Raw genomic sequence first — 11,417 nt, forward strand, 5'->3', positions numbered from 1 at the left:
ATCTAGCTCACGTTTAAGAGGTCGATGGCACCCCCGCGGACCAGGTAGTATTTTCTTCGTCGCCGGCCGCGAAAGCGGGAAGGCGACGGAGTCTGCGCCGCTAGCTCAGTTGGTTAGAGCAGCTGACTCTTAATCAGCGGGTCCGGGGTTCGAGTCCCTGGCGGCGCACAGAACAGAAGGTCCCCCGTTTCGGCGGGGGGCCTTCTTTCATTCACCCCCGGAGATACGCGAGCACCGCCAGCACCCGCCGATGCGTGTCCTGCGCCGGCGGCAGATCCAGCTTTCCCAGGATGTTGCCGATGTGCTTGCCGACGGCCGCCTCGGTGACGACCAGCGCGCGGGCGATCGCCCCGTTCGACTTCCCCTCGGCGACCAGAGCGAGCACCTCCCGTTCGCGCGGGGTCAGCGCCGCCAGCGGATCACGGCGACGCCGCAGCAGCTGCCGTACGACCTCGGGGTCGACGACCGTGCCGCCGGCCGCGACGCGTTCCACGGCCTCCGCGAACTGTTCGACCTGGCCGATGCGGTCCTTGAGGAGATAGCCGACGCCGGTGCCGTCGCCGGTGTCCAACAGCTCGGCGGCGTAGGCCCGTTGGACGTACTGACTGAGGACGAGGACGGGCAGCGCCGGGTTCGCGGCACGCAGTTCGAGGGCGGCGCGCAGCCCTTCGTCGGTGAGGCCGGGCGGCATGCGGACGTCGGTGACGACGAGAGACGGGCCGCAGGAGGCCACGGCCGCCTTCAGCGACTCCGCGTCCCCGACCGCCGCGACGACCTCGTGCCCGAACCGGGTCAGTACCCCGACGAGGCCTTCCCGCAGCAGCACGCTGTCCTCGGCGAGGACGATCTTCAGCGCTCGGTGCACGGGATCTCCAGGGACAGGACGGTCGGGCCGCCGGCCGGGCTGTGGACGGACAGTGTCCCATCGAGCACGGCGAGCCGGTCGGTGAGCCCGGTCAGGCCCGTGCCGCGCGCGGGGTCGGCGCCGCCCGTCCCGTCGTCCCGCACCTCCACCCGCAGCCGCCCGCCCGTGTACCGCCCGCCGATCCACGCCCGCTCCGCCCCGCTGTGCCGGCCGATGTTGGCGAGCGCCTCCCGGACCGCGAAGTACGCGGCGGACTCCACCGACTCGGCGAACCGGGGAAGGTCCACATCGACCTCCACGGGTACGGCGGACCGGTCGGCCGCGTCGGCGAGGGCGTCCGGGAGGCCGTAGTCGGCGAGCACCTGGGGGTGGATGCCGTGGATCAACTCCCGCAGCTCGCCAAGGACTTGGTCGGCCTCGTGGTGGGCGGCGGCGAGCCGGCCGGCCAGTTCGGGCAGTTCGGGCGGGGCGTCGAGACGGGCCAGGCCCAGGGTCATGCTCAGGGAGACGAGCCGCTGCTGGGCACCGTCGTGCAGATCGCGCTCGATCCGGCGCCGCTCGGCCTCGAAGGCCGCCACCAGCCGGGCCCGCGACCGTGTCACCTCGGCCAGCCGCCGCTCCGCCTCCGCCTCGCTCGGCGCGAGCAGCAGCCGGGCGAGAGCGGCCCGGACACATGTGTACAGGACCAGCGGCCGGAGGAGCACGAGGAGGAGCACGACGCCCGCGGCCGTGCACAGCAGGGCCTGGCCGTAGGAGTCGATCAGCCAGAGCTTGGCGATCCGCGTGTCGCCACTGGCACTGCTCGTCGCCGCGAGCTGTGCCGGCGCCCCGATCATCGCCCCGGGCACACCCAGCGCCCCGAACAGCACCAGCACATCGAGCGGCCACAGCACGAACCCGAGCAGGAGCGTGTACGCCAACTCCCGCCAGGTCGCCGCCTCGGCCAGCCGCAGCCGGGCCCACGCGGCGAGCCCCGGTTCGGCCGGGGTGGCGTGCGGGTCGGGCGGGGCGGGGAGGCCCGGGGCGGCGAGCCGCAACCGCCGGCGTTCCAGCGCGCCGACGGGTCCGCCGGAGAGGACGGCCAGGGCGAGCAGCGGCAGACCCACGAGGATCGGGGTCAGGGCGAGGCCGAGAACGCCCAGCACCAGCAGCGCCACCAGCAGGGGCACGCCCACCAGCACACCGCTCAGCAGATACGCCACCGCGCGCGGCACACCTCGTACGACCGTTCGGATCATGGGGTCACGGTAGGCGGGGGCGGCGGGCGGGGGCCATATGCGTAGGGGGTGTTGTGGGGGTGGGGCCGGCACTACCTACGTGTCGGCCGGTGCCTACCTCGTCAGGAGTTCCTCCCGCCCCCGCGCCCGGTACTCGATCACCAGCCTCGCCAGGTCCACGGCGGAGAACTTCCGGTACGCCCACTTGCCCGGCGGGCGCCACCAGACCGGGTCGGGGCAGCGGAAGCCCTCGCGGCGGAGGGTGGCTCGCTGGATCTTGTTGGTGGCGGTGACGGGCATGGACGGTACGACGCGGATGAAGCGGGGGGCCATCTTGGTGCCCAGGTCGGGCTGGTCCAGCAGGAAGCGGGCGAAGTCGCAGGGGTCGAAGGTGCCGGCGACGGTCGCCATGACCTGGTCGCCGGCGACCGGGTCGGGGACCGCGTAGACGGCGACGGCCTCGGCGCCCTCGTAGCGGGCGAGGATGTTCTCGATGACGGCGGCGGCGAGGTTCTCGCTGTCGACGCGGAGGCTGTCGTCGGTGCGGCCGGCGAAGTAGAGGAAGCCGCCGGTGTCGCGGTAGAAGAGGTCGCCGGTCCAGTACCAGCCGTCGTGGCGGCGGGCCGCGTCCGCCGCCGGGTTGCGCCAGTAGCCCTCGAAGGGGTTGGGCCCTCGGTTGACCAACTCCCCTATCGCCTCGGTGCCGTTGAGCAGGCGGCCGTCCTCGCCGAGCAGGGCCGGCGGGCACTCCTTCCGGGTCTCCGGGTCGACCACCGCGAGGTCGTCGCCGGGTGCCGCCCGCCCGATCGCACCCGGCGGCGCCCCGGGCGTCCGCTGGATCGCCGCCCCGCCCTCGGACGACCCGTACCCCTCCACCAGCCGCACCCCGAACCGCTCCTCGAACGCCGCCGCGTCCACCGCCCCCGCCTCCGTGCCGAAGCCCATGCGCAGCGGGTTGTCGCGGTCGTCGGGGCGAGGCTCGGTGGCGAGGACGTACTGCACGGCCCGGCCGACATAGGTGAAGTACGTGGCCCCGTACGCCCGTACGTCGTCCAGGAAGGCGGAGGCGGAGAAGCGGCGCCGCAGGGCGATGCCGGCGCCGGCGGTCAGCGCGGGGGCCCAGTCGGCGATGACCGCGTTGCCGTGGAACATCGGCATGCAGATGTAGTGGACGTCGTCCGGCCGCACCCCGAAGCGGTCCACCAGTGCCCGCCCGGCCGCCGCGAGCCGCCCCTGGGAGCAGATCGCGGCCTTGGGGGCGCCGGTGGAACCGGAGGTGAAGTAGAGCAGGAGGCGGTCGGCGGGGGTGGCGCGGGCCGGGTCGGGCTCGGCGCCGGCGTACGGGGCGAGGAGGTCGGCGTACGCCTGAGTGCCCGTCACCAGGATGCGGACGCCGGGGAGTTCGAGGCCGTCGAGGAGCGGCAGGTGGGTCTGTTCCGTGATCAGCGACCGGCACTCGGCGTGCAGGATGTCGCGGGCCAGTTCGGGGCCCCGGCGGGTGGGGTTGATCCCGGCGACGGCGGCGCCCGCGAGGGCGGCCGCGCTCAGCCAGAGCGGGAATTCGGGGGTGTTGTCGAGGAGGACGCCGAGGTGGGGTGCGGCGTCCGGTGGCAGCAGGTCGGCCAACAGTGCCGCGCGGGCGGCGGCTCCGGCCGCGACCTCGTGATGGGTCAGGGCCTGTTCCTCGAACCACAGCCCGGGTCGGTGGTCGTCCCACCGGTCGGCGAGGAGCTGTGCGATCGTGCGCCTCGTGGACTCCATACGGGCGCACGGTAGTTGACGTACCGTCAGTTGAGGAGGGTCACGGCGTCGGGAACGTGGGGTCGTTGCTGAACTGGTGGACCATGACCATGAAGCCGACGCAGAACGCGAAGGCCACCCCGAGGAAGGCGAGGATGCCGAGACTGGCCGCCGCCTGCTTGACCTGGCCGGGCTCGTGGGCCGTGGCCACCACGTTCGGGCCGTCGGTGTAGTGGACGGTGACGAAGTCACCCTCGACCGTCGTCATCGGGCCGTCCTCCTCCTCGAAGCGGATGGCGCGGCCGTCGTGCGTGTTGAACTCGTACACGTGGTGGATCGTGGTGCTCACGCGGCTGTGTTCGCCCATGCCCTCGCTCACCGTCGCGAACGTCTTCAGACAGCGCCCCTCGGCCGTCAGCCCGCTGTTCCAGGCGCTCCGCATCCGGAGCCAGCGGCGCAGCACGCCGTAGCCCATGAAGGCGATGACGGTCATCATGACCACGGGAATGGCGTACAAGAAGAAGTCCATCGGTGTTCCCCCGAGTTTCGGCGACCGCCCTGGTCGGCGGGCGTGTGGGGAACCTACCCGCGCGGGAGGCCCGGGCAGCTCAAGGGATGCTCAGAACTCTCGGGGGAACCCGGCGGCGCCGGGCGAATCCGTGTGCGTCACATGTCTCGTGTGACGCACACGGAAGCTGCCCGAGGGCGATCAGCTGGTTCGGAAGGCTCAGAAGGTGACGTCCGAGCAGGCGTAGAACGCGTTCGTGGTGTCGGCGACCGTCCACACCGCGAGGATGAGGTGGTGGCCGCTCAGGCCGGACGGCAGGCGTCCGGTGTGGGAGAGGGTGGCCGGCGGGCGCCGGCCGTTGTAGGGGACGGTGAAGAACGGGGTGAGGTTGAGGTCGGAGCGGGCCAGGGCGTGGTTCTGGTTCCAGCCCGTCTTGGTGACGTAGTACTTGAAGTCGGTGGTGGCGTGCATGGCGGTGAACTGCCAGCGGAACGTGTAGTTCTGACCAGCCGTCACCTTGGTGGTGGGCCAGGCGCCGCCGCCCGGCCTGGTGGACGCGTTGAGCTGGCCGAACCGGCTGTTGCCGCCGGAGCAGAGTTGACCGTCAGCCGGCCCTGAGCCCGGGAAGCCCTTCAGCCCCTCGACGCTCTGCGGCTCCCACTGGATGTCGCCGCAGTTCGTGACGGTGCCGTTCTGACAGAGCTTCTGCCGGCTGACGGGGAGGTCGGTGTAGCCGTGGCCGGTGGCCCCGCCACTGGAGAGCACGAGTGCTCCGGTGGTGGCGAGGCCGACCGCGGCCGCGTACCACTTGGTCTTCTTACGCATGCTGCCGCTCCCTGGAGTACGTGGGGGTGTTTCCAGGTCTAGACCAAGTCCCAGATTATGAGCGGCAGTTGAACATGTCCATACCCATCGCAGACAGTTCAGGAAGAGTGCTCGCGGCGCCCCGTGTAGAACGCCACCGTCAGGTCCTTCACCAGCGCCTTGCGCTCGTAGTCGTCCAGTTCGACCAGGCCCCGCAGGGTCAGCCGGGTCACCGTGTCCTCGACCGAGTCGACGACGGAGGTGAGCACGGTGTCGCGGTGCTGCGCGTCGAGCGCGGCGATCCGGCGGCGCTGCATCACGGCGGCCACCTCGGGCGCGTACTCGATCCGGGTCGGCTGGGCGGAGAACACCTCAAGGCCGACCGGCGCCGCGTCCGCGACCACCAGCCGGGTCAGCGCCTCGCCCACCGCCTCCGTGTTGCGCAGGGTGGCGTCCCTGACCAGGGCATTGGGCGCCACGTCGGCCGGGAACTGCGACAGCACCCGGGAGAGCGCCGCCTCCACGCACTCGCGCAGATACCGCTCGTGGTCCTCGATCCCGAGCACCGCCCGCGCGGTGTCCCTGACCCGCCATGCCACGAGGACGACCACCCGCAGCGCGACCCCGTTCGCGTCCACGGCCGCCATCGACTCGCTCCGCCAGTGCCGCAGCCGTACGTCGACCCGGCGGCGCAGCACGAGCGGGTTCACCCAGAGGAGTCCGGTACGGCGGACGGTTCCCCGGTAGCGCCCGAACAGCCCGAGCACCCAGGCCCGCCCGGTCCGCCCCCGCGCCAATCCGCCGAACCCGAACAGCGACAGCGCCCCGGCCCCCGCGTACGCCGCCCACTGAACCGGCCCGAGTCCGGCACCCGCGTCTACGGCCGGCAGCCCCAGCGCCCGCACCGCGAGGCCCGGCAACGTCCCGGCCCACCAGGAGATGAGTACACATCCGGCCACCCCGCACGCCCCGCCCAGCACACCCACCCCTCCGGGCAGCACCCGTGCCGGCCGCTCGACCAGCTCCGGGTCCACCTCCACGGCCGGCCGCGCCTTCACCGCCCCCGGCCCCCGCCGCACCCGCGGTTGCTCGCCGGTCCCCCGCCGCCGGCCCACGACGGCGGGCGTGACCGGCACGGACACCGGGGCCGGGTCGTCCCGGAACAGCAGATGTACGGGGATCTCTGTCGTCGCCTCGTTCTGGATGAGCCGGATGGGGCGCGCGGCCCCTTCGGGCTCCGGTGTGTGTGAGGTGGTCGTACTCATACGTGCCTCCATGCCTCCGCGCAGGAAGAACCGTGGTGAGGGGTCGATGGTGAGAACGTCGGTCGTGAGGATGTCGATCACGAGGATGTCGATCACGAGGATCGTCAGGAGAACAGGCGCCGCCAGGTCTCCGGTCCCGGATAGCCGTCCGCCGCGCCGCCGCGCCACCCCTGGGCCCGCTGGAACGCCTCCACGTTCCGCCGGTCCGACTCGCCCCAACGCGGCCCCGGACCCGAGGTGTAGTACTTGCCGAACCCCTTCCTGACCAGCTGCTTCCCCAGCTGGGTGACATGGGCGCTGTTCGCGCCCGGCCGGAACATGCCCCGGCCCGGATAGCCGGGGACGCCGTGCGAGGCGGGCGTCCCGGACGTGGCGGGCGTGGTGGGCGTCCCGGACGTGGCGGACGTGGCGGGCATCCTGGACGTGGCGGACGTGGTGGGTTTGTCGGATGCGGACGCCGGCTTCGGCTTCGGACGGGGCTGGGGCTTGACCGCCGCGGGCTTGACCGCCGCGGGGGTGACCGCCGCGGGGGTGACCGCAGGCTTCCCCGCCGGCTTGCCCACCGGCCCCGGATTCCCTGCCGGTGGGATGTCCCGGCCCTTCCCGCTCACCAGATACGACCAGGTCAGCGGCCCCGGCAGCCCGTCCGCGTCCCGGCCGGACCAGCCCTGCGCCCGCTGGAACGCCTGGGTCGCCCTGCGGTCGGCGTCCGACCAGCGTGGCCCCGGCCCGTCGGTGTAGAAGCGGGCCCCACCGCGCTTCACCAGCAGTTGCCCCAGCCGGGTGACGTACTTGTTGTTCGCGCCGGGCCCGAAGGAGGAGGCGCCCGGGTAGCGGTCGGCGCCGGACGGCCCGGCGGACCCCTTCGCACCCAGGGTGTCGGGCGAGGCCTCGGGGGCGTCCGAGTCACCGGCGGAGTCCGTGCCGCCGTCCGGCGAACCCGTGCCGTCGTCGGCCAGCCCCTTGTAGCGGTACGGCACATAACGGATCGAGTTGTTCCAGTACGCGTACGGGGTGGCCTGCCGGCGGGCGTGCGGGCGGGTCGACTCGTAGGCGATGTAGTGGGTCCGCGCGTAGTCCGTCCAGCCGCCGAAAATGACGACGTGCGAGCCTCTTTGTGGGTCCTTCGGATTATGGAAGAGCAGCATGTCACCCGATTGCAGCCCGTCCTTCGAAATGCGCTCGGCGAACTTGTCGAGACTGCCCGTCCATTCGTTGCCGGGCAGGTTCCAGGCCATCGAGACGAACCCCGAGCAGTCCTGCCGATAACCGTCCGACCAGTATTCGGTCATGCTGTACGGCACCTCGGCCGCGATCCATGTCCTGGCCCGGTCGATGATCTCCGCGCGTGTGGTGGGCGGTGTCCTCACCTCGTCCGGCGGCTGCTCCCCGTCCGCCGGCCGACCACCGGGGCCGTGCAGCGGAGCCTTCTTGCCCTGCGGGGTATCTGGCTCCTCACCTGCGGGAACACCGCCGGGTTGGGCCGGTCCATGGGCCGCCGCGACCGCCGGAACGGCATGCCCCGCGCCGAGCGCCGCGCCCGCCGCCGTGGCCACGACGAGCGCGCCCCTGGCCGTCCTGGCCGCCGGGTGACCCGGTTGGGCGTACCGGGCGGAGTACGGCATGACCCGTCGCCAGTGAACGCACCCGGGGCATTCGCAATCACCCCCCGGATCGATCTCCTCGAACAGCGGAGTCTCCAGCGTCTCCATGCGATTCCCCTCGCGGACCGGGCGGCGAATTCCACGCTTCTGCACGGTCGCCAGTTTCTCAACTGTCATCCCATGTCGCATGCTGACGGTCCAAATGATGTACACCGCCCCGCCGCCCGCCGGGTCCCTGAGCCCCCGGACCCCGCGACCCCGAACCTCCCCCGCTCACCCCGCTCACCCCGCCGAGTCGGCTGACGACCTCGGCGAGCCTCCGGGGCCGAGGCCGGACCGTTCCAGTCGGGCCGGCTTCACGGTTACCGGGCGGTTTAGTCAATTCTCCAAAAGTGACTCCTCGGTAGAGTTTCGTTCATTGAGTCCATTCGGGAAACATCCTTGACGCCCACGCCCGCCGACTGGATGATCATCCCTGACCAAAACTGTGAAACCTCAAAGAAGCCACATGGGACTTGACCAGCCCCACACAACTTCTTCACTTTCGGTGTGCATTTGTTCGCGAGATGTGCTGAGCCGCATTGCCTCGCACCCCCCACTCCTCCCCATAACTGAAGCACCTCCAAAGACCCCCCACCCTCTTTGGGAGCCGCTCATTCATCCCGTTCCCCCCCCCAAACCCCCACGTAACGCCTTCACGTAATCATTCCCCTTTCCCGTAACCCCTTTCGTGGCGCCTTCTGTCATCATTTGCGAAGCGCGAAAGGGGTGCTTCGGCATGCCAGAAAGAGAATCCCCTCTGCGCTCCATAAAGTCGCCAAAGGAATCCTCTTTAAGTCTTGACTTCACATCCGGACAGACCCATATTGATCCCGCCGGACGACGCGTTCACCGAACGAGTCGCCCGCCACTCGGGCCCATCACGGGCCCTGAACACTCCATTGAATGACCACCCCCTGAATTCGACCTCGACCGAGGTCCGTTTGTGTGGAGACCAAGGAGAAAAAGTGGCGATCGCACTCCCCTTCAAGCGCAAGGCGGTTCTGGCCGCTCTCGTGATCACGGCCGCGGCGGCCACGACGGTCACGCTGCCCGGAACCGCCGAGGCCCAGTCCGGCTCCCGTATCTGCGGGAACTACTGGGAGGCCAGGGCCAACGGAAAGACGGTCGGCATCATGGCCAAGGTCCTGGAAGTACCCAAGGTGGACTTCGGCATCTGCCTGCGCGTCATCGACAAGACGAACAGCATCAACGGCCGTAGCCTGCCCGGCTACAACGGCACGGTGACGTGGAACCCGCGCCAGCCCATCCGGTCCTGGACCTGTGAGGACGCCGGCGACCTGTTCAACGACAAGTACGGGAACGACCCCTGCCTCAACATGAACCGGGTGGACCTCATCGGCCAGGTGGCCAACCGCACGCCCGTCGAGTGGTCGCAGGTGTACTGAAAACACCCGGAAACCGTCTGTGGCATTGCGCTCCGATGTGGTGCCCTCGTCCACGCCGGACCCCGCCGCCGGTGAGCGGATCGAGGACGGACACCACGGGCTGAGCCGTCGACGGCGGGACCACCACAGGTGGCATCGATTCACCCTCGGAACCGGTCCAGGCGCATTCCCGAAAGGGAACCGTTCCCATTCCCCGCGAATGACTTCAACACCCCTTCACCCACCCCCGGCCAAAATTCCCCCCAGGAAGGGATACGAAAATGGTCACAAAAATCTGGTGGAATCGCGCACTGATGTCCTCTGCCCTACTCCTCGCATCACTGATGAGTACGGTCGGCACAGCGGAGGCCGCGACGCAGTGCTTCTCCCAAAGCTATTCGGACGGCGCGAAGATCGTTCCCGGTACGGGCGGCGGCAATGTGACGCGCTCAATCGCCCGACAGAAGGCGGCGTCGGACTGGTACGACGTGGTGTGGAGGGGCGACCTCTTCCTGTGCCCCGGCGGCACCACCTGCAGCTACGCGTGGCAGAAGTCGAAGACCTCGACCGCCAGCTGGAATCTCGGCGGAAGCACCGACGCAGGCAACGCCAGCTCGCCCAACAAGAAGTGGTACAACATCGTGCTCACACTGGTCGGCGGCTACAACAGCACCACGGAGGTCAACACCACCTTCACCTTCACCGTCAACATGAAGGGCGGAGAGAAGGCAGCGCCCGTCAACGTGGCGGTCCGCCGCTGGACCGAGGGCGACTTCGTCGGCGGTTGGGTCAGGTCGAACCGAGGCTGCAAGGGCGGAACGTCGTACGACTGGGACGGGAACGTCAGGTTCGGCAAATGGAACAGGAACGTATTCCAGCGCTGGATGGCCACGTACGAGATCAACGGCCAGGTCCGGCCCCGCTGAACATCCACGCACTGACCGGTGCCGTGCCCGCGCGCACCGGTGAGGCCGACCAAGCTCAGGGAGCGATGATGAAGGTTCAGCGTGTGAAGCGACGCACGGCGACTCTGGCGGCCGCCGGCATGGCGGCCGGGGCACTGTTCGCGATGGCGGTCCCCGGCACGGCCGAGGCCCAGTCGGGTTCCCGTATCTGCGGGAACTACTGGAAGGGCTACTACAACAACGGCCAGGAAGAAGTCACCTGGTCCCGGGTGATCGAGGTTCCCAAGACCGATGACAGCGCCTGTGCGCGTGCCATCGACCGGACCGACAAGGTCGGGAACCCGCCGAGCGAGATCACGAAGCTCGGCGTGACGTGGGGCGATCGGCAGCGGCTGTCGAAAAAGACCTGCGAGTGGTACTCCCAGGACCTCCTGAACGCCAAGTACGGCGACGACGTCTGCCTGACCATGCAGCGGGCGGACAACGTGTTCCAGGTCAACGGCCGCACGATCAGTCAGTACTGGCTGAAGTAGCCGTTCCGGCGGGGGTGCTCCCCGGTCAGGAGCACCCCCACCCCTCCGCTAGACTTTTCCTCGCGCGCCGCTAGCTCAGTTGGTTAGAGCAGCTGACTCTTAATCAGCGGGTCCGGGGTTCGAGTCCCTGGCGGCGCACCACCGGAGAGGCCCTCGCGAGACCGACATCGCGAGGGCCTCTCCGTGTGCGCGTGCACATGGGCGCGTACATGCGCATGTCACCCGCCGCGCGTGAGCATGCGCATGTCACCTGCCCGCCACACCCGCCACGCCCATCGCGCCCGCCCCGCCGCCCCCTCGCCGCACCCTCACTCCCCTCTCGCTCCCCACAGATCCTCCACCGATGCCCCAATAACCGCGTATGACCGGTAAACACCTCGTTTCGCATCTTGCGATCAAGAGGAGCGGCGTAGAACCCTGGGCCGTAAGAGACTGCGGATACATGGCAGTTGGGGGGCTGTGGGCGGTTTGCGCCCGGGGATGGGGATCGTCGGCCCCCGTTCGACGCACGCGACGCACACGCGCTTTCGAACAGATGCCGAGGGGGGC

General features: G+C 69.9%; 10 protein-coding genes and 2 tRNA genes. 5 read left to right on the forward strand and 7 right to left on the reverse strand.

The genetic code is table 11. The features are described 5' to 3' along the window. Nucleotides 1–94: 94 nt before the first annotated feature. Nucleotides 95–168: transfer RNA gene (locus tag I8N67_RS26765), tRNA-Lys, on the forward strand. A 43-nt stretch (nt 169–211) separates the two neighbouring features. Here the strand turns inward: I8N67_RS26765 and I8N67_RS26770 are convergent. The 7 genes from I8N67_RS26770 to I8N67_RS26800 all read right to left on the reverse strand — a co-directional run bounded on the left by I8N67_RS26770 (nt 212) and on the right by I8N67_RS26800 (nt 8,102). Then, nucleotides 212–865: a LuxR C-terminal-related transcriptional regulator gene (locus I8N67_RS26770; RefSeq protein WP_200306383.1), complete on the reverse strand. Its 654-nt coding sequence runs from the start codon at nt 863–865 to the stop codon at nt 212–214. Continuing rightward, a complete protein-coding gene (locus tag I8N67_RS26775) occupies nt 850–2,103 on the reverse strand; it encodes a sensor histidine kinase (protein WP_200306384.1) in 1,254 nt (417 codons plus the stop codon). The genes I8N67_RS26770 and I8N67_RS26775 overlap by 16 nt, the downstream gene beginning before the upstream one ends. 93 nt (nt 2,104–2,196) lie before the next feature. Then, nucleotides 2,197–3,843: a long-chain-fatty-acid--CoA ligase gene (locus tag I8N67_RS26780; RefSeq protein ID WP_200306386.1), complete on the reverse strand. Its 1,647-nt coding sequence runs from the start codon at nt 3,841–3,843 to the stop codon at nt 2,197–2,199. 40 nt (nt 3,844–3,883) lie between these two features. Next, a complete protein-coding gene (locus I8N67_RS26785) occupies nt 3,884–4,351 on the reverse strand; it encodes a DUF3592 domain-containing protein (RefSeq protein ID WP_200306388.1) in 468 nt (155 codons plus the stop codon). A gap of 198 nt (nt 4,352–4,549) precedes the next feature. Beyond that, the gene (locus I8N67_RS26790) at nt 4,550–5,155 is read right to left on the reverse strand and encodes a lytic polysaccharide monooxygenase auxiliary activity family 9 protein (protein ID WP_200306389.1); all 606 of its coding nucleotides are present in this window, start codon (nt 5,153–5,155) and stop codon (nt 4,550–4,552) included. 98 nt (nt 5,156–5,253) lie between these two features. Next, nucleotides 5,254–6,399: an SPFH domain-containing protein gene (locus tag I8N67_RS26795; RefSeq protein ID WP_200306436.1), complete on the reverse strand. Its 1,146-nt coding sequence runs from the start codon at nt 6,397–6,399 to the stop codon at nt 5,254–5,256. 104 nt (nt 6,400–6,503) lie between these two features. Continuing rightward, a complete protein-coding gene (locus tag I8N67_RS26800) occupies nt 6,504–8,102 on the reverse strand; it encodes a peptidoglycan-binding protein (RefSeq protein WP_200306438.1) in 1,599 nt (532 codons plus the stop codon). A gap of 908 nt (nt 8,103–9,010) precedes the next feature. On the opposite strand from I8N67_RS26800, the gene I8N67_RS26805 reads away from it, so the two are divergent. From I8N67_RS26805 to I8N67_RS26820, 4 genes are all read left to right on the forward strand, one after another. Continuing rightward, nucleotides 9,011–9,451 carry a hypothetical protein gene (locus I8N67_RS26805; protein ID WP_200306390.1) on the forward strand — a complete coding sequence of 147 codons (441 nt, stop codon included), beginning with the start codon at nt 9,011–9,013 and terminating at the stop codon, nt 9,449–9,451. Nucleotides 9,452–9,744: 293 nt separating this feature from the next. Further along, nucleotides 9,745–10,356, forward strand: a complete 612-nt coding sequence (locus I8N67_RS26810; RefSeq protein ID WP_234046339.1) for a hypothetical protein — start codon at nt 9,745–9,747, stop codon at nt 10,354–10,356. Between the two features lie 83 nt (nt 10,357–10,439). Further along, a complete protein-coding gene (locus tag I8N67_RS26815; RefSeq protein WP_307835376.1) occupies nt 10,440–10,868 on the forward strand; it encodes a hypothetical protein in 429 nt (142 codons plus the stop codon). Nucleotides 10,869–10,932: 64 nt separating this feature from the next. Continuing rightward, a tRNA-Lys gene (locus I8N67_RS26820) sits at nt 10,933–11,009 on the forward strand. The last annotated feature ends 408 nt before the right edge of the window (nt 11,010–11,417 follow it).

Origin of the sequence: Streptomyces adelaidensis, from assembly GCF_016598475.1 — a bacterium.
GTDB classification, from domain to species: domain Bacteria; phylum Actinomycetota; class Actinomycetes; order Streptomycetales; family Streptomycetaceae; genus Streptomyces; species Streptomyces adelaidensis.